This is a genomic window from Lysinibacillus sp. BPa_S21, from assembly GCF_023337795.1.
GTDB lineage: Bacteria > Bacillota > Bacilli > Bacillales_A > Planococcaceae > Lysinibacillus.
The window spans coordinates 29,757-51,545 of sequence record NZ_JALIRS010000019.1 but is presented as its reverse complement, the minus strand read 5'-3'; the positions used below and the strand labels follow the sequence as shown (position 1 = coordinate 51,545).

Sequence of the window (21,789 nt, the reverse complement as noted above, 5' to 3'; positions counted from 1 at the left end):
AGTGGAGACTGGGCGACTCCTTGGGGATCAGCGATAGGGGAACGAAGGCTAAGAACATCACATCCTGTGATAACGCCTTCGTGACCAACATCCTGCTGCTGCCGCTGCGTTAACACTACGCTTTCGCGCAAAAAACATCTTTTGCCCCGAGACCCTGCAGCGAAGCGAAGCGGCTCATCGGACGCCCCCAGGAAGCTCTGCTCTGCGCGAAAGCGAAGCGTCAGCGGCAAAGCGCCCAGTCGGAACGGAAATCACCCCTACGTTATAATGACCCTACTATTGTTTATTTCACTGGAACTTTTACCGCTCGATCTGGGGTACCATATAAGAAATATTCATTAGGTAATGGAGAGCCATACCAAACAATCGCTTCTTCTAACTCATTTTCACGCCATGTTATTGGCTTCCAATCAGGATCGAAAATTAGGTAACCTGAATCGCCAAATAATTCTACTCGGTTGCCACCAGGCTCCATCACGTACATGAAGTACGCTTGACTCACTCCATGCTTTCCTGGCCCAGCTTCTATTTGAATACCGTTTTCCACAAAAATATCTGCTGTATCCATTAGATGCTGTGGATAGCCGTACCAAAATGCAATATGATGGAAGCGGCCACTATTGCCAGTTTGATCGTTCATTAACGCTACCTCATGTACAAGTGGGCTAACACTCATCCATGCGCCAATTTCTTCATCATTGTTTAAAACGATTTGCTCACGTAATTTGAAGCCTAAATGCTCGGACATAAACTCACGGTTTTTCGCCACGTCCCTACACATTAAGTTGATATGATCTAAACGACGCGCTGGAACACCCATTAATGGACGCTTTTGTGGACGACTTTTTAACAATGTTTTTTGATCTTCAGCTGGTTGGAAATAATCTACTTCCCATAAAATTTCTTGATTGTGTCCATCTGGTGTGACGAATTGGTAGGCACGACCATGACCCAAATCACCATCAATCCAGCCTTTTCCGTAACCACTTTTTTCTAAAGATGCGACACGGCGCTCTAATGCTTCAGGTGAACTTGCTCGCCATGCAGAATGGCCAAGCCCAGCCTCTTTTCCTTCCGTAAGCTTTAATGTATGATGATAAAAATCTTCATAGCCTCGTAAATAAACTGATTGCCCCTCGCGTGCAGTAATTTGTAATCCCATATAATCCGTAAAGAACTTTAAAGATTCCTCTGGCTTTGGTGTAAAAAGCTCCACATGCGCTAATTGTGCTACATCAAAATTTGACATCCAACATTCCCCCTAATTGTTTTCAGTATTTATTTGCAAAATAATTCACATCATCTGGGTTAACCCACGTAGGGTCTGTCCACCCCGTTAAATCGTAATCTGCCATACATTGCTCAGCAAACGCGATAAATTCATCTATTTTACCGCTACCTTGTGCACCGAATAATGTTTGTAATCGAATATCTTCATGATTTCCAGCATAATTACGTTCATATAATTCACTACGGCCGCCAAATTCAGTACCAATCGCATCCCAAAGTAGCTTAATTGTTTTAATTTTTTCAAGTGCTTCAATACCATTTGAACCACGGTAAAGCTTATCTAATGTCGGACGGAATTCTTCATTTAAAAAATCCCTTGCACTAGATGGTTGGACGATTAAATTCCCCGCTACAATCTGCTGAATGATACCTTTAATCTTTGGCCAACCTTCCTGTAAAAATACACGGTAGGCTAATCCGCCATTTAAATTCGGAACAACAGTGCCATTTTCTTTTTTCTCAGGATTCAGTGCCATAGCATCACTTAATGACCAGAACATATGACGCCAAGCTATAATTTCACCAATATGCACCTGTACACCACGGAATTGATCAGTGCCCGCTGTTTTCAATGCTTTCAATAAGACACCAATAATAAAATCTAATTTCACCGCTAAGCGTGTGACACCTTGGAAAGTAAAACGATTAATGAAACCGCTTTCTACAAAGAATGAAGTTGTTTTTTGCATATCTTCATAAATTAAAATATTTTCCCACGGGATAAGTGCTTGCTCAAACACAAGGACCGCATCATTTTCATCGAAACGACTACTTAGCGGGTAATCGAATGGACTCCCCATAACTGCAGACGTCATTTCATACGAAGCACGACTAATAAGCTTCACACCGGGTGCATCCATTGGTGCAATAAAGACAACAGCAAATTTTTTATCTTTAATCGGTAATCCATACGTACCAACAAAATTGTAATTAGTAATAGCTGATCCTGTAGCCACCATCTTTGAGCCACTAATAATCAGGCCTTCGTCAGTTTCACGCTCTACTTGGATAAAAACATCTCCTACTTCATGGACATCTTTATGTCGATCAACAGGTGGATTCACAATTGCATGATTAAAGAACCAATTTCGTTCTTGCGATTCTTTATACCAACGCTTTGCATTTTCCTGGTAAGGTGAATAATATTCAGGATTCCCTCCAAGTGTTGCAAGGAATGAAGCTTTATAGTCTGGTGTCCGCCCCATCTGCCCATATGTAAGACGGGCCCAAGCAACAATAGCATCTCGTCCTTTAATTAAATCATCCGCGCTACGTGCTGCCCGGAAATAACTATGCGTATAACCTCCACTACCCGTATCCGTTTCACAAGTTAAAATATCTTTGTACTTTGGGTCATGCATGGCATCATATAAACGCGAAATCGATCGTGCCGAATTTCGAAAAGCCGGATGGGTCGTGACATCCTTCACACGTTCACCATGTAACCAAATTTCCCGGCTATCCTTTAAACTTTCTAAATATTCCTGCCCTGTCAATGGCTTCGTACCTTGCTTTACAACCATTCGCTTCCCTCCTACAATTATTTTTTCTTGTTTGACATGTCTATTTAACTGTATTACTTTTTCAATTTTTAGATAATTTACAAAAAGTATAGTATTCTGTTTCTTTTCTTTAAAATTTGAAAGGAATTTACGCAGAAAATAGAAAAAAGCCAGCAGATCCGCTGACTTTCCCTATTTTTTATTTTCTAGCGCTTTCATTACATAAAAGATTTTCAAGGCTAACTGGCATCGGAAACGTCCATCTCCTGTCCGCAAATCTTCTTGCAATAAAGATTCAATTTTTTCCATTCGATAACGAAAGCCAGGAATTGATAGATTCAAAGCCTTCGCTGTTTTATTGACATTCCCACTGTGGTTTAGAAATACCTCTAACGTATAGACAAGTGTTGCATTATTTTGCTCATCATAACTTAATAGATGGCCAAGTATCTCTTCATAAAACTGTAAAAGCTCCTTTGGGTTTGTCGTCTTTAAAAATAACATAATGTGCTGAAAGTTTTCGTAAATAGCCGATTGAGTCTGACCAGGAGCTGCATATCGTAAAAATTGACAAATCAGTCTTGCCTCGTTGTGACTGTTGCCAATTTCCTCTAACTTCTCAGCATTTTTCCCTACACCAATTTGAAATATAGATTGTTTGAATCTCTCTTTTAAACGTTTCGATAATACGCTAATAAAGTCCGACATAAATTCGGTATTTTTCTCACAATCCTCTAGAATAAGGAGGACATCTTGATTTTTAATAAAGCACTCCACATTTAAATACTCTGTCATTAAAAAGCTGTGCAAAATCTCTGGGTCCTCATGCTCAGTTGTTATGACAATTACCCGATTGTTTTTACTCGGATCAAAATGGAAAATACTACGAGCCTTTTTAATGAGTTCCTCTGTGGAAGATTGTCTATTCATGATTTCATCTAAAAAATCAGACTTTCGTTGCCACTGTGATTGAGCAATTTGCATCTGTGTATATAAATAAATGGAGAAGACTGTTACAGCGCGCTCAATAATCATTTCCTGCTCGCGCGTTAGCTTATTATGGCTAAGAATCACTAAAGCCCCCAATTGTTTTTTCATGGTCATAATCTCATACTCATGTCGAAACTCTTTTCTCTTACGACTTCCCTCTATATAAAGTTGCTCATCATCCTTATGCATAAAATAGTAGCCAATAGGCTTCATTAAATATCTACGTTCTATTGTGACACTGCATTGCAAAGCATCACTTAAAAGATGTAAAAGTTGATTCAACGTATAGCCTTCTAGCATAGCATGTGTCATTTGTTTATGGATGGTGTCAGAATGGAGGATAGAATTATTCAATGTTTTTAACTCATTATACGTAGCATCTAATTCGTCAGCTAAGGAAGTTTCTTGAAAATATCGTAATATATCTAATTGCTTTGCTGTAGCATGCTCCTTTGTTCGAACGACAAATTTACAATAGTCATCGCATTTGCCACGACATTTTTCTTCAAATACGACAAGCTCCTTTGGATAGGTTTTTGCTAGAAAACCTGCTACATAGCCGATCAATGTCCAACATACACTTTCGTCGCTAAAGCCAAAATGGCGGACATGCTCCTCCGCCTCGTATGAATTGAACCACCTGCCTTCCATTTCAAATTTATCATCGCTTATTTCCAATACATCAATTTCTACACTAACAACACCCTCTAATGTATGGATCGCCGCGCCAGCTCTTATTAACTCTTTTAACTCTTTCCAATGGTACATCTTCTCAATCGAGCCACCAGCACTATAACCGCATGCCCAACCATAACGTAATAAAAAGCCTTTAGCTCGCTCCATATTCAAAGTTTGAATGATGTCACGCCTAAAAAACCCAAGTGCCTCAGCTGATTTTAAAATCATTCGATTCCCATTGAACTTGATGATGCCCGAACGAGGATTAATATCAATTGAATTTTCAAACACTAAACGATTTGCTTTCATCATATACACCCCTTAACATAAAGTCCTATATATTTTTCTTACAATAGCAAGGCTTGTACATTTTCTTCAAATCGAACTCACTAGATTGAAAGTATTTACTTTTATATTCAATAATAGTATAAATTATATTTTCTGATAATTCACTCAATCGAATAACAAAATGTTTCGACATTTCCCTTCGATAAAAACAAAAAATGTACTGATTCTTTGATGAATCAGTACATTTCAGACTATAGACAGACACCCTATTTAGCATTTCACGAAGAGCAGTAAGCCTGTCTCATATAGTATTTTAATTATAACTATCAACCAGCCTGTCTTCTCATAACTAATGATGTTTATTGTTACGCATTAAAATTTATTTTAGCTTATAGCTTATTTACAAGTTCTAATAATGCCGTTAAAGAATCGACCTCGTATGATGGCGTGACAACACCATTTGGTACATTGTTTTCACGATTGATCCAAACGTTGCGCATACCAACACGGGATGAGCCTAAAATATCCGTGTTTAAGTTATCTCCAACCATGATTGCATCGTCTGCAGTAATACCGGCTTTCTCCATTACATGTTCGAAAATAGAGGCATCTGGTTTCCCTTTGCCAAAGTCCCCAGAGATAATAATATGGTCAAAATAAGGCGCGATTTCTGGTGTAATTTCTAGCTTTAAATTTTGTAAACTTGGTGCTCCATTTGTTAGTAATACAAGTTGATACTTTCCTTTCAGCTTATCTAGCACCTCAAAAGTATCTTCATATAAGAATGGAGATACTTTACGCTCTGCCACAAAGCGCTCCCCAAGCTCCGCCCCTAGCTGAGTATCATCAATACCTAAAGCTGCTAAGCCTTTTGTCCATGCTTCTGTACGATAACTCGGTACAATATTTTTCATTTTTTGAAAAGAATCTGTTGGATCATCGAATGTTCCCCAAAGTCCTTCGAATGGGTTAATGCCAATTAACACCGTGTAATCATATGTTTCATAGCCTTCGTAAAGTGCACGTGCTTCTTTACGTACCGCTTCCTCTAGCTCAGCAGGATTTACATTATGTATCGTTGCTGCATATTCACACGTTTTCTCAAATGCTGTTTTAACGGATTTTTTGTCCCATAATAGCGTATCATCTAAATCAAAAATAATGGTATTAATTGACATTTTGTCAGCTCCTAGCTTCCTATTAGTATAATTATTTTAGCATATATTCAAAATATTTAGCATAGCGTTTCAGATATTTTCGTGTTCAATTTGGCCAGTAAAAAAAGGCTCATCACCACAGCGTAGGGTTGATTTCCGTTACGGCTGGGTGCTTTGCCGCTGACGCTTCGCTTTCGCGCAGAGCAGAGCTTCCTGGGGGCGTCCGATGAGCCTCTTCACTCGCTTTGCTCGCTCCAGGGTCTCGGGCCAACAGATGTCTTTTGCGCGAAAGCGTGAGTGCAACGTAGCGGCAGCAGCAGGAGGTTGGTCACGAAGGCGTTATCACAGGATGTGATGCTCTTAGCCTTCGTTCCCCTATCGCTGATCCCCAAGGAGTCACCCAGCCTCCACTCCAATCAACCTATATATGGCATACACTTTAGCAAATTCCGTCTCCACCTTCTAGTGATGAGCCTCTCCTTCATTCTAAAGCTATTGATTTTTCCTACGCAATCTATCCATTAAACTTTGTATTTCGGCTTTTTTCTGCTCAGTTTCTTCTTTTAAAATTTCTATTTGGTAGATGCCATCAATTTCTTCAATTAGCACGCGATCGCCTACCTGTACTGGTTTATTCATGGCAGACTGTAAAATGATTAGCTGTTCCTCTTCCTCTGGGTACTTCAAGAAAACTGCATATCCATCTTCAATACGGTCTAAGGTGTATTTAGTCGAGCTCACTTACAATGTCCCCTTTCGTATTACGTAATTGCGCAGCATCCCCATCATTCAGCCAAATTTGCTTATTTGTCCACTTTAAATAATTTTGACCTTCTCGAGCATTGGAGCCGCTTGTGACATAAATCGTTTTTCCTGGCTGCAATGTCACATTCGGAAAGTTAAAAACTTGATCTCCTTCAATCGAAATAAGCTGCCAACCTTTTAAGGACACTGCTTCATTACCATTATTTTTAATACCTACAATTTCGTCTATTAAGTCCTTACTAACAATCTCAACATTTGCACTAGTTGTTTTTGGTTTTGCGATATTCGTACTAGTTACTTGTGATGTTGAGGCATTTGTTCCTGACATTTCTTTCGAATTCACGTCATAGTTTACCCCATCTGTTGATACGATAACAGTTCCCGCTTCTGCCGTAGCGTAAATTTTACTGCCAATTGCCTGCAAACGCTCCACTACTTCAGCATGCGGATGGCCGTACTTATTTCCCTCTCCATAGCTTAAAATTGCTACCTCCGGATGGACTGCTTGAACGAACTCTACAGAGCTACTCGTGTTAGAGCCATGATGTCCTGCCTTTAAAATCGTTGCTTTCACATCGTACTTCATCATTTCTTTTTCTAACGCTATTCCTGCGTCAGCTGTTAATAAAAATGATACATTTCCATAGGCAATTTTTAAGACAATGGAAGCATCATTATTATCTCTTGCATTTTCATTAGCGTTTAACACCTTCACTTTAATATCATCATCAAACGCTATACTGTCACCTGTTTTTGGAACATTATAAGGGATATTCTTCGTGTCAATAAGTGTCAGCATTTCTTCAAAAGTTTGAGATGTATGTACCTTCCCTGAATCATAAAATTGTCCAATATCTATCGAATTTAACACAGGAATCAAACCACCAATATGATCTGCATCTGGATGGGTGGCGACCACTATATCGAGCTTGTTCACACCAAGCTCTTTCAAATAGGAAACAACCTGTTGTCCAGCTCCTTTAACGCCTCCATCAACAAGCATTGTCTTGCCATTTGGCGATTCAATAAAAATCGAATCTCCTTGTCCTACATCAATAAAATGTACGCGCATTTCATGTCCTGCAGTGACGGATACCTTCTCTGAATTTAATGCCTCCGTACAGCCTACTAATAAAAAAATACAAAGGAGCACTACTATTATTTTTTTCATTTACTAACTTCCTTTCTATTTTTCTATTATACAAAAAAGAGAGCTAACCATGGGCTGCTCTCGTTCTCTAATCAATTATGTCTCAGTGCAAGTGAAATACTGCTTTGTACTTGCACATTAGGACACCTGCTGAAGATTCACCCCATACCTACAGAGATGAGAAACTTCTGAAACTGACGCTATGCTTTCGCTCATAAACATCTGCTGAAAGAAGTTAAACTAAAATCCACCATAAGATCATTGTTATGACAATAGTGACTAGCCCTTGTAGTAAAGTTGCTACTGTTTGCGCTTTGTAGGCTTGCGTCACTTCCATTCCACTATACTGTGTAATGACCCAGAAGAAACTATCATTGACATGGCTAACTGTCATTGCCCCAGCTCCTATCGCCATGACAACTAATGCTAACGGTATCGCTCCCCCAATTCCAAGTGTGGCTAGCATTGGTGCTACAAGTGTAGATGTAATAACAAGCGCTGTCGTTGAAGACCCTTGAGCTGTTTTCAGTGCTGCAGCTACGATAAATGGTACAATGAGAAATAGGCTTCCTGAAGCAAACATACCTAAATCCATTTCCTGTAGTATTTCCCCAACACCAGCATTTTTTATTACTGTACCAAATGAACCACCTGCTCCAGTAATTAATAAAATAGGAGCTGCTTCTTTTAAGCTTTCACCAATCCAACCAGTTAACGTATTTTCACCAATTTCCGGTAATAATAAAAACGCTGCTAAAACACCTAAAAATAAAGCAACTGTTGGAGATCCTAGAAATCTGAAAATCACATTTAATGTTGACTCTGGATCACCTACTAATGCAGCAATCGAACCAATGCCAATTAATACGATAGGTAGTACAATAGGTAAAAATGCTTTAAACGTTGATGGCATTTTACCAAAGGATTTTACGACTTCCTCATAATCTAATGCTTCTAATTCATCTTCTGGTACGCGAATTTTTGTCGCTACTTTAACCGACCATAAATACCCTACAAATGTTGCTGGGATTGCTACTATCAACCCGATAACAATAACTGTTCCTAAATAATCTGTCGCACCAATATTTCCAGCTGCAGCAATTGGCCCTGGTGTTGGAGGTACTAATACATGTGTAGCGAAAAGTCCTGTCGCTAAAGCTACAGCCATCGAAGCGATTGTTACATTAGCACGCTTAGCTAAAGATTTCTGTAAGCTCGATAAAATAATAAAGCCTGAATCACAAAAGACTGGGATTGAGACGATATAACCGATTAATGACATTGCTAGTTGAGGACGCTTTGGACCAACAACTCGTAATACCACTTCTGCCATTCGATAAGCTGCCCCTGATTTTTCTAATATTAAACCAATTATTGTACCTGCTATAATAACTAAACCAATACTTGTCATTAACCCACCAAAGCCGGTGTTAATGCTTTCAACCACTACTAATAAAGGCATCCCCGAAACAATTCCAACAAAGAATGCGCTTATTAATAATGCCAAAAACGGATGAAGCTTTAACTTCGCTGTTCCCAATACAACAAACAGTACCCCAATTAAAATAATGATGAACAACATTTACTCATCCCCCATTTGTACGTAATCCTCAAAAATCTTTTTTGTTTTTAGACGAATAAATTCATACGGCTTTAGCATTGCCTGCTGAACACTAATCTTCTCATCTACTAATGACTCAACAACAGTAAAGTAGTTAAGTAGCACAGGTTTATCAATTTCATCAATAGCACCCGATAATAAAATGGCCTGTGTGTTTGCTAATTTTGCTGCCTTCGCTACCCCTAATGGCGCCTTTCCATGCAATGTTTGTCGATCTGATTTGCCTTCACCCGTAATAACAAACCTAGCACTTTCTAAATGCTTTTTTAGCTGTACTGCATCTATCACAATATCAATACCCGCATGAAAGCTACCGTTTAAAAAGGCTACTAATGCACCTCCCATTCCCCCTGCCGCACCCGCCCCTTTGAAGTCATGTAGTCGAATGCTAAACTGTTTTTCAACAATATCCGCAAACTGCTTTAAGCAGCTATCAAAACAAGCTATTTGGTGCTCTTTTACACCTTTTTGAGGCCCAAAAATAGCGGTTGCCCCGCAATCTCCAATAAGTGGATTATCTACATCACATGCAATAATAAATTGCGTTTCATTCAATCTAGCGTCTAGCTGGCTAACATCAATGAAAGACAATTCTAATAATGATGACACCCCCTCAGAAATTAAAGTGCCGTCTTCTTTTTTTAATTGGAGTCCAAGTGCCTTTAACATACCTACACCAGCATCATTTGTAGCACTGCCTCCAATTCCAATAATAAACTTTCTAAATCCTGCATCGAGCGCAGCCTTGATTAGCTGTCCTGTTCCATACGTCGATGCAAGCTCAGGATTTTTTTCTTCATCCTGTAAGAGCATAACACCGGATGCCTTAGCCATTTCAATTACACATGTTACATTATCACCAAGTACACCATATCTCGCTTCAATTTCTCTCCCCAATGGGTCAAGTACATATTGTGAAATATATCGTCCATCTGTTGAGGTAACAAGTGATTCGAGTGTTCCTTCTCCACCGTCTGCAACAGGAAGAATAATTGTTTCAATCGATTGATCAACATCCATGATTCCTGCCTGCATTGCATTAGCCACCTCAATAGCCGACAAAGTGCCCTTATAGGAATCTGGACTAATAACAACTTTCATTTTATACCTCCATAATTCTTTCTATAACCCTATTAAGTTAAGCGCTTACATTTATTATAATGACAATAAATTCAGAAAACATTATAATAAATGTATAAATTAACTGTCGTATAACAGACATTTTTTTATGTGAGGTGTATAAACATATTAACGAAAAAACTAGCAGAAGATATCGTCCATCAAACAATGTTACGATTACGTCGCAACATTAATGTCATTAGTCCAACTGGCGTCATTTTAGCTTCTGGCGATAAAATGAGAGTTGAAAATATTCATGAAGGAGCACTCTATGTTGCCAAAAGCAAGGAGACACTTATTATTAATGAGAAAAATATAGATCAATATCCAAACACTTTGCCCGGCATTAATATGCCTATCATGTATCAGGATGATGTCATTGGTGTTATTGGGATTACAGGGGATTCTGAGGATATACTTGAAATCGCAAACCTTGTCCAATTAACGACAGAAATCATGGCATATCAAGCTATTATCGAATCAAAAAGTGAGTGGCAACGAAAAAATAATGACTATATATTTGAAGCACTAGTTCATGGTAGCAAGCTAGATTTAGCATTACAGGAACGAATCCATAAGCTACCCTTTCCACTAGTAGCACCTTTTCAAATCCTATTAGTAAGCTTAGATGAACCCTTATACACAGAGAATAGCATCCCATTCTTTTTAGAAGATCTATTTTATAAGCAGCCTATACTTTCAGGTTACAGTCAACTACATGAATACTATATTCTACTAACAAATTGCGAGGACAAGACTCTGCAGCAAATAATGAAAGCATTGCGGAAAAAGCAACAAAAGCTTTATTCCTTACAAATTGGAGTTGGTCCAACCGTCCAACATTTATCCCAGCTCCCCTATAGCTATAATGGTGCTAAAACGGCATTAAAGTTTGCCTTGATTAATAAAGAAATTACTTATTTTGAAGATATAGAGTTATTCTCTCTTTTTAAAAATCAAGATTCGGAGGAGGTTCAAGCATTCCATCAACGTGTTCTCAAAAGCTTGAATTCAAAGCAACTTGAAACATTACAAGCTTTTTTTGACTGTAATTTACAGCTTAAGCTCTGTGCTCAGCGGTTAAATATTCATCGTCATACGCTCACCTATAGACTAAATAAAATCAGAGAGCTAACAAGCTACGATCCTCAATATTTTGAAGATGCTTTTATATTAAAAATGGCGAGTGACTTAAGAAAATTATAACGAGATTTTATCGGAACATTATCGAGATTTATCGGAATAAAAGAGGCAATCTGAACATCACGTCAGATTGCCATCATTTTTATGCCTTATATAATTCATCTAAAAACTCAATTTTTTTACCGATTGCCTCTTCAAATGTCATGATGTAGGCAGCAGGATCTTTTGGATTATGGAACTGTGTAATCTTCCCTGTTTCAGGATGAACAAATTTAGAGGATGCACCACAGCCAATCCCTAAAATTGTTTGTACTTCCTCCATGATGACAATATTATAAATACTTTCTTCTCCAGCTTTACTGTAGCCAACATTTTCTAAATTACCTAAAATATTTTTTTGACGATATAAATAGTACGGTACATACTCATTTTCCTTCGTCCAAACTTGTGCCATATGCATCATTTGTGCAACAGTGTCACGGTCTGCTACCTTGTACTTATCTTTATTGCGCGTCATTTCTGATGCACGCTTAAATGATAATGTGTGGACCGTTAGCGATTCTGGCTGCATTTTTGCAGATTCCTTTAATGAGTTCTGGAACTCCTCAATTCCTTCATTCGGTAAACCAATAATTAAGTCCATATTTATATTATTCATGCCTGATTCACGGGCTAACCAAAACTTATCGATTGTTTCTTGTACCGTATGATGACGACCAATTGCTTTAAGGGTCTCGTCTGTATACGATTGTGGATTAACACTGATTCGGTCAATGCCCCATTTTTTTAATACCTCTAGTTTTTCAGGCGTAATCGTATCCGGTCTGCCCGCTTCGACAGTTACTTCACGGATTGTTTCAGGATGCGGGAAGGAATCATACATCGTCTGATACAATGCATCCATCTCATGTGCCTCAATAGACGTCGGTGTACCACCACCCCAATAAATGGACGTGATTTTCATATCATTTTCCTTTAGCCATTTCCCCATCTCACGTAATTCAATATGCAATCCATCTAAAAATGTAGCGACACGCCCTTGCTTTCGATTGCTGCCAATCGCATAAGCTGGGAACGTGCAATAAGCACATTTAGTCGGGCAAAAAGGGATGCCGATATAAATACTTATTTCTTTACCGATTTTATCAATATCCGGAATCGTCACTAACTGACGCGCAACGATTTCTTTTAGTAACGCTACCTTTTCCTCTGACAGACGGAAATCACGAATTAGAATATCAGCAATCTCTTCCTCACTTTTCCCAGCTTTTCGGAATTTATGGTACAGCTTCGTTGGACGCACACCCGTCAAAATCCCCCATTGCTGATGCATTCCAGTATGTTGCTCAAGCACATCTAAAAAAACGTGAGACAAAGCACGCTTAATACGAATATTTTGTTCACGTCCTTCAGCCTCAGATTCGTATTGAATACGGTAATCATTCGTATAACGCTTATCGTCTACTTCTAGAACAGCTTTTGTAGAAATGGAGAAATCATCCCCTGCGTTGTACTCGAATGACACTCTCATATCTGTTCCTTCAGGCTCTACTTTTAGCTTTGAATCCTCAAAAAATAAATTCGCAATATGATTTAATACGCGAATCCAATCCTCAGGATATTTTTGATCTATGTGAATAAATTTCATTGTCTTCGCTCTTTTCTCTCAAAAATAACAGCACCAATAGTTTAACAAATTTATATAACTTTAAGCAAAGCTACAATTAATAACAGAACATTCCGTAATATAAAAAAATCCATTTTGAAAAAATTTATCAAAATGGATTCTTATCTTTTATCTCTCAATATCCGCGTTTGTTTTGAAATTTTCTTCTTTTAGTTGAAGGATTTTTCTTAATTCCGTACTGACCTTCTCTAAGCTTTCCATATCAGGAATAAAATAAGAAGTTTTTCCGATATACTGATCTTCGCCTTTTATTTCTAACGTTTTCGTAGATATGTTTTTTGCATTCAAATATTGCTTTTGGAGTGCGTAGATTTCTTTAGGATTTAAATCTGTTTCTATGTTTTTCCCTAAAATATCTGCAATTTGACCAATTTTAAATATTGTATTCGTCGATTTTGCTTGGTTAATGGTTGCAGTCAAAAATTGTCTTTGTCTCTCTTCGCGTGAATAGGAAGCATTAATAGGTCTGTATCTCATTCGTACAAATGCAAGTGCCTCTTCCCCGTTTAAATGTGCCTCTCCTTTTTGAAATTCTATCCTTTGTTTTCTATTGTAAATATTATCTTCCCAGAAACCCTCTTTTACATCTATTGATACCCCACCTAAAGCATCGACAATATCTCTAAAGCCGTCAAAGTTTACTGCAATAAAGTTATCTATCGGTATATTAAGGAGTTTTTCAACGGTTTCCAATTGAAGTTTAATTGCCCCATAGCCTGTAATGGAACCGTAATTATAAGCGGCATTGATTTTATGTACACCTGTATATTCTCCAGCATTTTCTATTTTAACCCTTGCATCTCGAGGTACTGTAACTAAGCTAATTTCAGATGAATCAGGATCTAAAGTAATGACCATTTGAGTGTCTGCTCGACCATCCTTCGACTTACTAGAATAATTTTCAATACCTAATAATAGAATGGAGATCGGATCTTTTGTAAATGAAACATCCTCTTCCCTAAGATCCGATTTATTTCCATCTCTTTTTAAATCGACCTTTGAACTATCATAGGCATTTTTAAATTTAACAAATGTATAAGCTCCATAACTTGTTACGGTTACTAATGAAATTAAAATTACTAGTAATGTTATTTTCATTACTTTATTTTTAGGTTTCATTTTTTTAGATCTTCTTGATTTTCTTTCCACATTAGATCCTCCTTCATTTCTCTCCATTGAATAAGACGTTGACAGCTCTTTCAAGTTTCCTGTAATGAATATATTTGGAAGTGGAAAGATCCATCTTCAGAACATGTGGTTAATTCTAAATCCGACTGGGTGCTTTCCCCACAAGAAGTAATCTTCCCAAAAACGCAAAAATCCCTATAAAGGTAAATCTACCTTTACAGGGATTTTTACATTATTTTAAGTTGATTTCCCGCGCTTTTTAAAGTTTGACTAGCTCTGTCATGGCCTCTTCGATTTTGGAGTCTCAACCATCTACTCCTTTATAATTTCCTTTAATCCTGTAATATCGATACCGTTTAACGCCTGGGTTGCAAGACGATCGGCTTCAGAATTTTCTTTACGTGATATAAGCTTGTACTCTGGCTGGATACTGAGTTCCTCTAGCTTTGCTTCTATTTTATCAGCCCAGCTTGATAAGTTCTTTTCAAGTGCTGGCCATTCTCCACTCAATTGATTGATAACGACTTGAGAATCACCAGTGAAACAAACGGGCAAATGGTGAACATTCAAAAGCTCAAGCTCAACTATTCCCAAATATAGCGCTGCGTATTCTGCCTCATTGTTGGATTTAAGCTCTGACGAAAAAGAATTTTGTCTTAATCGATATGGCTTGCCATTTTGCTCATAATAAATCGCACAGCCTAGCCCCGATTGATTTGTTGCACGATCAAAGCCCCCATCAAAATAAACAGTAATATTATGTGGCTCAGTGTCAATTTCCTTTAAGTATGCCTTGAGTTCTTTTAAAGACCAATTTGTATCCTGTCGATCGACACAATGCAGTGATTTTACTCTTCCTGTTCGCTCCATGTCCTCTGCAAGTAGTAATGCTTGAGCTGCTGGCATTTCTTCTGAACGCAAAACCGTTTCTGCACCCTTTTGCGCTTTATAGGTCCATTCAATAATTACATGCATCGTATAACCTCCAATGATTTGAGCCATAAATTGAAAACGTGCTCCGGCTTGCGGAAGCACGTTTTTCTTCTTACTTGTTATATGTGCAACTATTCGTATTTTTATGCCTTAGAAAGCTGTTTGGTCAGATGCTTCACTGCTAAATCACGTTTTTCTGCCGTTAGATGCTTTGCTTCGCCGCTAAATCGTGCTTTTCCGCCGCTTAGACGCTCTACTTCGCCGCTAAATCATGCTTTTCCGCCACTTAGATGCTTTGCTTAGCTGCTAAATCATGCTTTTTCGCCGCTTAGATGCTTTGCTTAGCTGCTAAAATCTACTGTTAAAATTCTTCATATAATGTTTGAATAGGTTTAATTAAAATACGATTTACTTCTTCAATTATCTTACTTAGCTTCATTTCTGCCTCAAGCATTGCAGAAATTTTTGTATTTTGCTGTGCTAGCTGCGCCGCTTTTTGTGCGTATACAAGCTCATCTTCTAATATATCTTCGCCAGTTAATTGCTTTTTCTGTAAGTCAATTTGAATCTTACGGAAATTTTTGAATAGATTTAATGCCTCTTCATCTTCCTTAACAACTGTTACTGCTTCTGTTAACGCTACAAATTCAGGTGTTTTACGGAAAGTTCCTTCTAACGCATTAATTTCATTGTAAATATTAATCATAAACATAATTCTCCTTTTTAAATAAAGTAAACAATTAACCCTTGCACAATCCCAATCAATCCACCAAGAACTGCCCCAAGTACTGTAATCATTTTAAACTCTCGCTTTGAAATACCTAGTACAAGCTCCTCTAATTTCGCTACAGGGAAAGAATCAACCTGTTCGCGTACTACTTCTTGTAAATTTAAGCGTTTTAACACATCTTCTAATTTATCTTCAGCTTTTACAAAAGCTTTTTCGATAGCTTGCGGGATTACTGTTTCCTTCATCCATGCATTACCTTCTGGCCAGTAATGTGAAATAGGATAATTTAGTCGTTCTTCAACTGCTAATTGTTCTTTTACATATGTTTTTAATTTCAATAATATAGGCTCAAAACGAATATCCTGTAAGAAATCCATTGCTGGGCGATCTTTTAATTTCTCCCATTCCTGAGTAAAAATTTTCGTTAGTAATGATGAAGTTCCTGGTGCTTGTAAAAATTTCACAAGCTCACGCTGAACCTTTCCCACCAGTGACGAAGAATCACCTAAAAACATATTAATCATTCCACCAAGTGATCCCTTTGACGATAAGAAGTCATCAATCATCGCCTTAATGGTCATTTCGCCCTCAGGTGATAAAAAATAATCCTCACCCTTTTCTAAAATATGATCAACCGCTACTGGAATCTTTGCATCAATTGTTTGTTGAATATCTGCTGATAACAGTGTACGAATTGATTTCGTTGATAGTGTATTCTTAACTGACTCAAATTGTCCCTCAACAATTGCATCTACTTTCTGTTCAATTGTTGCTGGCATATTGGAAAATCCAGCTATTGATAGCCAATCCTGAATAGTTTTATCATTTGTAAAAACCGTTTCTTCTACCTTTGTTTGTACAAACTTTTCAACCTTTTCTTGAATATCCTTTGAGAAAAATTTCTTTCTAAAGGTTTCAGGTGTTAATAAATAATTCACAACCGTTAGCCCAAGTTGTTTAGCTAATTCGTCACGTCGTTTTGGAATAAGACCTGGCGTAAAGGGTACTCGCCAATTTTTAATATATATAGCTTCATGTGGTCGGAAAAGCATTTTAATAGCTAGGTGATTCGTTACACCACCGATTGCTGCACCGATAATTGCCATAAATATTAATGTCACTAGAAAATTATCCATTAGTATCCTCTCATTTCAATTGTATTCACTATTGGCGTATTTTGTCGCCTGCTGCACTCATTATAGCAGAGCAATGATTTTCTAAGAAAGAAATACCCTCAATTAAGTAGGATGATTAACTATTTTGATCCTTCTTTATTAATTTTATTTCTACTACGGTTTACACGTTTTTCCACCATTTTCAGCAACTAGCTATCAAAAATAGGAATCACTATGTTATTGCCGCCTGAACTGAAATCACCACACGTGCACCGTCAAATCAGAATACACCCATAAAGTGAATAGTTGCAAAATTACCATTATCCTTGAATAATATTAACTATATATATTAAGAAATGGGGTTTGGTTATGATTCAGCATTTTAGCTTTAAGCCTTTATTTGAAAATTCTCAGCTTCCAGGTTGGTCTATTTCGTTCTTTTATCAACGTGAACGGTATTCAGCGGAGTACTTAAAAGATGGCGTTATACAATGGAATGGACCTATCCCTCCAAACGAAGAGGAAGTAAAAAAAATGATCCATGAACTTATGTTGTACCATGTTTACGACTGATCAAATTCACTTGGCGAAAATGTAGCTGCTTGCAAACGAGTATAGAAGTAGTATTTTCCTGTACGTCACTGCATAAAAACACCTATTTTTTACTAATTTTTGCACTGCTATTATCTTATAATTATTTAAGTATATTGAAATTCCCTTATTTTTCTTATACATTTATGTTATTAATGATTAAAGGTTTTTTGATGCAGGAGGCTATTTCAATGAGTAAAGTCACTCTTTTTGATGACTTAAACAGTTATAATTCAAAAGCATTAATTCGTGCAAAAGTAAAAGAAGTTTTTTCCGAGTTTTCTGCTAAAATCTTCGATTTAGCAAATGAGGCTGAAGCTATTGATAGTAAAAAATTTGAGGCACTTTCTGGCTATAAAAGTGATTTCTACAATGAATATTGCAGTCAATTAAGAGGATTTTTCGAGTCATCTACTAGTACTTTCGGAAAAAGACCTGCAAAAAATATGTTTTTAACATATAAGGGCAATAATTATGTTTTGACAAAACAAGGTATAGCAGAAAAAGCACCTGTAACAATTTCACTTTACTCAGGTGACATACCAGGTAAAGAAACGCTACACGATGTGGAAAAAGCTTGCTTGAATTACGCTTTCAATAAAAAATAAAGAGCAGAAGGAGCCATCTCATACGAAAATGGCTCCTTTTTTGTTGAAAACTATATTGAAATTTAGGTGTCATAGTATTGCTCTTCGGCAAAGCAAGGGGTTGATTTCCGTTCCGACTGGGCGCTTTCCTGGGGGCGTCCGATGAGCCGCTTCACTCGCGTTGCTCGCTCCAGGGTCTCATCTGTGACGCTGATCCCCAAGGAGTCGCCCAGTCTCCACTCCAATCAACCTCTGCACTAAACATGTATTTTCAGGCATGGCACTCTAGTTTATAATTATAAAACGAAGCAGCAACAATGTTTTATCTGTGCCAAAGGCAGTACTATCGTAGCGGTGGCAACAACAAATGTACAACCTCGTCACTTTTAAAAGTCTATTTCGCATTAACATCCACATAGATTTCCTTGACTATTTTTATTTTTCTACAATACAAAGGAGCCACCTCATATGCATGAGATGGCTCCTTTGTTGTTGCTATTAAAAATAATTCATTTAAAAAAATCAGCAAGCACTCTTGAGATTTTTGACGTGTCGTTTTATATGAGATGTAATTGCTTCTTTCTCTAAACAAACTATCTTCTTTGCTACATTTAAACTTAGCATAACAAATTTCTATTTTCAATCTTTTGGTGTTTGAAATTATTTAATTTTTTCAATTACGGTGTGAAAATCACGTAAAAAAAAAATGTTGTCAATATTTGTGTTTTGCCTGTAAATATTTTATGATTAAATCATTCAACAATTTTTTAAATCATAGGAGGTGTACACTTTGTTTACCTCCCTCATTCGGGCGGGGACAAAGGAATTATTTGGACGGAGACATAATGGAAATAACCATAAGGTTGGTGGCATTTGCCCTACTAATAATAATGACAGGATTTTTCGTTGCAACCGAATTTGCAATCGTTAAAGTAAGATCGACACGTATTGATCAATTGCTTGCTGAAGGTAATAAAAAAGCAAAAAATGCAAAACGTGTAATTTCAGATTTAGATGAATACCTATCTGCGTGTCAATTAGGTATTACAATCACTGCTTTAGGTCTAGGTTGGCTAGGTGAACCTACATTCAAAATTATCTTGAATCCAGTGTTTGAATTTCTAAATTTGAGTGAAAATTTTACGACTATCCTTTCATTTATACTTGCATTCTCAATTGTAACGTTTATGCATGTAGTTATGGGGGAATTGGCACCAAAAACACTTGCCATCCAAAAAGCAGAATTTGTAACATTAAACCTTTCTGGCCCATTAATTTTATTCCACAACATTACGTATCCAATCATTAAGCTATTGAATGGATCTGCACGTGGCTTAACTGGTCTTTTCGGCTTGAAAATGATGTCAGAATCAGACGTAGCCCATACTGAAGAAGAGTTACGAATGATTTTGTCGGATAGTTTAAAAGGTGGAGAAATTAATACTTCAGAATATGAATATGTGAACAGTATTTTTGAGTTCTCTGATCGTCTTGCGAAAGAAATCATGGTCCCACGAACTGAAATCGTCGGTATTGATAAAGAGCTAACGATTAAAGAAGTATTCGATTTAATGGGCGTTGAGCAATATACCCGTTACCCAATTATAGATGGTGATAAAGACCATATTATCGGCTTAGTCAATATGAAGCATTTATTAACTGCTTACATTAAAGACCCGGCAAATGGTGATAAGCAAGTAATTGACTATATGCAGCCAATTATTCGCGTAATGGAAACAACGCAAATTAACGATTTGTTACTAAAAATACAGCGTGAGCGCATTCATATGGCTATTTTAATGGATGAATATGGCGGAACATCTGGTCTAGTTACGATTGAAGATATTATTGAGGAAATTGTCGGTGACATTCAAGATGAATTCGATGAAGATGAAATTCCAGAGGTTCAGGAAATTGCAGAAGATCACTTTATTTTAGATGCGAAGATGCTAGTAGAAAATGTTAATGATATGCTAGGTACTGACATAGATGATGATGATATTGATACAATCGGTGGTTGGTTCATGACAATGCGCTTTGATGCGGTTGAAGGAGACAGTATTGAAGAACAAGGTTATGAATTTATCGCAAAAGAATTAGATGGTCACCATATTTTATACTTAGAAGTTCTGAAATTACCTGAACGTGATTTATCAAATGACAACGATTAGTAACTGCCTAAAAATCAATTATGTCTCGGCATAATTGCACCGGATTCAGCTTTGTACTTACACAAGGACAAGCGCTGAAAGCTTCTACTTGAAAAAATAAATATATGAAAAAAACGACTCCCTTACACGAGAAGGGGGTCGTTTTATAATGCCCGAAAGTTTTGCTAGGAGGAAACAAAATGGAGCTCTATACAAATTTACGTCAAGGGGAAAAAGGTGCCTGGTTATCCATCGGCACATATTTAATACTGAGCTCAATAAAATTAACGATTGGCTATATCGGAACATCGGAAGCACTCAAAGCAGATGGACTTAACAATACTACTGATATTGTCGCATCTATTGCGGTATTAATTGGTTTACGGATTGCCCAAATACCACCTGACTCTAATCACCAATACGGACATTTACGTGCTGAAACTGTTGCTTCACTTGTTGCATCGTTCATTATGCTAATTGTTGGCTTACAGGTACTCATCATTTCGATAAAAAGTCTATGGGAGCCAACTGGCACTGCACCATCATTATTAACAGCCTTTGTGGCAATCGGCAGCGCAGTCGTGATGTATATCGTGTACCGCTATAATCTGGCATTATCCAAAAAAATAAAAAGTGCTGCCGTTAAAGCTGCAGCCTACGATAATCGCTCAGATGCCCTTGTCAGTATCGGTACAGCCATCGGGATTTTTGGCGCTATTTTTGGCTTCCCTATTATCGATACAATAACTGCTCTACTCGTCGCACTTCTGATTATTAAAACAGCTGTAGAAATCTTTTGGGAGGCCGTTCAAAGCCTCACAGATGCCTTTGATGTTGATGAAGTTGAAACATTATCCGTTTTAATCCGCAATGTTGATGGCGTGATCAACCTTATAGACTTTAAAGGCCGTGCGCATGGCAATATGCATTTTATAGACGTAACAGTAACCGTTGATCCTTATTTAAATGTCTTTGAAAGTCATCGCATTACAGAGGAGATTGAAAAAACCATTACTCGTGAAAATTCCTTCTGCCAGGTACTCGTCCATATTGAGCCAGAAATAGAGGTTCCTCCAGAAAATGACGACAAGTCTCCTACCGATTGATTGGTAAGAGACTTGTTTTTAATGTTTAGGTTTTGAACTTCAACAGCAAGCATAGACCA

18 protein-coding genes are annotated in these 21,789 nt (G+C 37.5%); 5 read left to right on the top strand and 13 right to left on the bottom strand.

All coding sequences use genetic code 11. The features are described from left to right. Nucleotides 1-283: 283 nt before the first annotated feature. The 8 genes from MOK21_RS22215 to MOK21_RS22180 all read right to left on the bottom strand — a co-directional run bounded on the left by MOK21_RS22215 (nt 284) and on the right by MOK21_RS22180 (nt 10,542). Nucleotides 284-1,249, bottom strand: coding sequence for a catechol 2,3-dioxygenase (locus MOK21_RS22215; protein ID WP_249076122.1), 966 nt, complete (start codon nt 1,247-1,249; stop codon nt 284-286). Between the two features lie 22 nt (nt 1,250-1,271). Continuing rightward, complete coding sequence (locus tag MOK21_RS22210) at nt 1,272-2,813, bottom strand: 4-hydroxyphenylacetate 3-hydroxylase N-terminal domain-containing protein (protein WP_249076121.1); 1,542 nt, start codon at nt 2,811-2,813, stop codon at nt 1,272-1,274. 171 nt (nt 2,814-2,984) lie between these two features. Further along, nucleotides 2,985-4,769: a XylR N-terminal domain-containing protein gene (locus MOK21_RS22205; RefSeq protein ID WP_249076120.1), complete on the bottom strand. Its 1,785-nt coding sequence runs from the start codon at nt 4,767-4,769 to the stop codon at nt 2,985-2,987. A gap of 368 nt (nt 4,770-5,137) precedes the next feature. After that, nucleotides 5,138-5,926 carry an HAD family hydrolase gene (locus MOK21_RS22200; protein ID WP_249076119.1) on the bottom strand — a complete coding sequence of 263 codons (789 nt, stop codon included), beginning with the start codon at nt 5,924-5,926 and terminating at the stop codon, nt 5,138-5,140. A 471-nt stretch (nt 5,927-6,397) separates the two neighbouring features. Further along, a complete protein-coding gene (locus MOK21_RS22195; RefSeq protein WP_249076118.1) occupies nt 6,398-6,646 on the bottom strand; it encodes a DUF3006 domain-containing protein in 249 nt (82 codons plus the stop codon). Further along, entirely contained in the window at nt 6,633-7,841 is a 1,209-nt protein-coding gene (locus MOK21_RS22190) for an MBL fold metallo-hydrolase (protein WP_249076117.1), read from the bottom strand. The genes MOK21_RS22195 and MOK21_RS22190 overlap by 14 nt, the downstream gene beginning before the upstream one ends. A 214-nt stretch (nt 7,842-8,055) precedes the next feature. Continuing rightward, nucleotides 8,056-9,402, bottom strand: a complete 1,347-nt coding sequence (locus MOK21_RS22185) for a GntP family permease (RefSeq protein ID WP_249076116.1) — start codon at nt 9,400-9,402, stop codon at nt 8,056-8,058. Further along, the gene (locus MOK21_RS22180; protein ID WP_249076115.1) at nt 9,403-10,542 is read right to left on the bottom strand and encodes a glycerate kinase; all 1,140 of its coding nucleotides are present in this window, start codon (nt 10,540-10,542) and stop codon (nt 9,403-9,405) included. It lies immediately after the preceding gene. Between the two features lie 129 nt (nt 10,543-10,671). Between MOK21_RS22180 and MOK21_RS23950 the strand changes: the two genes are divergently transcribed. Next, the gene (locus MOK21_RS23950) at nt 10,672-11,766 is read left to right on the top strand and encodes a CdaR family transcriptional regulator (RefSeq protein WP_249076114.1); all 1,095 of its coding nucleotides are present in this window, start codon (nt 10,672-10,674) and stop codon (nt 11,764-11,766) included. 79 nt (nt 11,767-11,845) lie between these two features. Here the strand turns inward: MOK21_RS23950 and MOK21_RS22170 are convergent, their stop codons facing one another. From MOK21_RS22170 to MOK21_RS22150, 5 genes are all read right to left on the bottom strand, one after another. After that, nucleotides 11,846-13,351 (bottom strand): coproporphyrinogen III oxidase, encoded by a 1,506-nt coding sequence (locus tag MOK21_RS22170; RefSeq protein ID WP_249076113.1) that lies wholly within the window; start codon nt 13,349-13,351, stop codon nt 11,846-11,848. Nucleotides 13,352-13,498: 147 nt separating this feature from the next. Then, entirely contained in the window at nt 13,499-14,539 is a 1,041-nt protein-coding gene (locus MOK21_RS22165) for an LCP family protein (RefSeq protein ID WP_249076112.1), read from the bottom strand. A 291-nt stretch (nt 14,540-14,830) separates the two neighbouring features. Next, on the bottom strand, nt 14,831-15,493 hold the full coding sequence (locus tag MOK21_RS22160; RefSeq protein WP_249076111.1) for a ribonuclease H family protein: 663 nt from the start codon (nt 15,491-15,493) through the stop codon (nt 14,831-14,833). 319 nt (nt 15,494-15,812) lie between these two features. Beyond that, entirely contained in the window at nt 15,813-16,157 is a 345-nt protein-coding gene (locus MOK21_RS22155) for a YlbF family regulator (RefSeq protein ID WP_249076110.1), read from the bottom strand. A gap of 17 nt (nt 16,158-16,174) precedes the next feature. Continuing rightward, nucleotides 16,175-17,317, bottom strand: a complete 1,143-nt coding sequence (locus tag MOK21_RS22150) for a DUF445 domain-containing protein (RefSeq protein ID WP_249076109.1) — start codon at nt 17,315-17,317, stop codon at nt 16,175-16,177. A 348-nt stretch (nt 17,318-17,665) separates the two neighbouring features. On the opposite strand from MOK21_RS22150, the gene MOK21_RS22145 reads away from it, so the two are divergent. From MOK21_RS22145 to MOK21_RS22130, 4 genes are all read left to right on the top strand, one after another. After that, nucleotides 17,666-17,869, top strand: a complete 204-nt coding sequence (locus tag MOK21_RS22145) for a YheE family protein (protein WP_249076108.1) — start codon at nt 17,666-17,668, stop codon at nt 17,867-17,869. Nucleotides 17,870-18,078: 209 nt separating this feature from the next. Then, complete coding sequence (locus MOK21_RS22140) at nt 18,079-18,495, top strand: hypothetical protein (RefSeq protein WP_249076107.1); 417 nt, start codon at nt 18,079-18,081, stop codon at nt 18,493-18,495. Nucleotides 18,496-19,319: 824 nt separating this feature from the next. Next, nucleotides 19,320-20,645: a hemolysin family protein gene (locus MOK21_RS22135; RefSeq protein WP_249076106.1), complete on the top strand. Its 1,326-nt coding sequence runs from the start codon at nt 19,320-19,322 to the stop codon at nt 20,643-20,645. A gap of 179 nt (nt 20,646-20,824) precedes the next feature. Beyond that, nucleotides 20,825-21,730: a cation diffusion facilitator family transporter gene (locus MOK21_RS22130; protein WP_249076105.1), complete on the top strand. Its 906-nt coding sequence runs from the start codon at nt 20,825-20,827 to the stop codon at nt 21,728-21,730. Nucleotides 21,731-21,789: the final 59 nt, after the last annotated feature.

What these genes read in the sequence shown, in the direction of transcription:
- MOK21_RS22210 (WP_249076121.1), bottom strand. Translation starts at nt 2,813, where the DNA reads ATGGTTGTAAAGCAAGGTACGAAGCCATTGACAGGGCAGGAATATTTA.
- MOK21_RS22180 (WP_249076115.1), bottom strand. Translation starts at nt 10,542, where the DNA reads ATGAAAGTTGTTATTAGTCCAGATTCCTATAAGGGCACTTTGTCGGCT.
- MOK21_RS22155 (WP_249076110.1), bottom strand. Translation starts at nt 16,157, where the DNA reads ATGATTAATATTTACAATGAAATTAATGCGTTAGAAGGAACTTTCCGT.
- MOK21_RS22170 (WP_249076113.1), bottom strand. Translation starts at nt 13,351, where the DNA reads ATGAAATTTATTCACATAGATCAAAAATATCCTGAGGATTGGATTCGC.
- MOK21_RS22145 (WP_249076108.1), top strand. Translation starts at nt 17,666, where the DNA reads ATGATTCAGCATTTTAGCTTTAAGCCTTTATTTGAAAATTCTCAGCTT.
- MOK21_RS22190 (WP_249076117.1), bottom strand. Translation starts at nt 7,841, where the DNA reads ATGAAAAAAATAATAGTAGTGCTCCTTTGTATTTTTTTATTAGTAGGC.
- MOK21_RS22200 (WP_249076119.1), bottom strand. Translation starts at nt 5,926, where the DNA reads ATGTCAATTAATACCATTATTTTTGATTTAGATGATACGCTATTATGG.
- MOK21_RS22215 (WP_249076122.1), bottom strand. Translation starts at nt 1,249, where the DNA reads ATGTCAAATTTTGATGTAGCACAATTAGCGCATGTGGAGCTTTTTACA.
- MOK21_RS22130 (WP_249076105.1), top strand. Translation starts at nt 20,825, where the DNA reads ATGGAGCTCTATACAAATTTACGTCAAGGGGAAAAAGGTGCCTGGTTA.
- MOK21_RS22150 (WP_249076109.1), bottom strand. Translation starts at nt 17,317, where the DNA reads ATGGATAATTTTCTAGTGACATTAATATTTATGGCAATTATCGGTGCA.
- MOK21_RS22135 (WP_249076106.1), top strand. Translation starts at nt 19,320, where the DNA reads ATGGAAATAACCATAAGGTTGGTGGCATTTGCCCTACTAATAATAATG.
- MOK21_RS22160 (WP_249076111.1), bottom strand. Translation starts at nt 15,493, where the DNA reads ATGCATGTAATTATTGAATGGACCTATAAAGCGCAAAAGGGTGCAGAA.
- MOK21_RS22140 (WP_249076107.1), top strand. Translation starts at nt 18,079, where the DNA reads ATGAGTAAAGTCACTCTTTTTGATGACTTAAACAGTTATAATTCAAAA.
- MOK21_RS22205 (WP_249076120.1), bottom strand. Translation starts at nt 4,769, where the DNA reads ATGAAAGCAAATCGTTTAGTGTTTGAAAATTCAATTGATATTAATCCT.
- MOK21_RS22185 (WP_249076116.1), bottom strand. Translation starts at nt 9,402, where the DNA reads ATGTTGTTCATCATTATTTTAATTGGGGTACTGTTTGTTGTATTGGGA.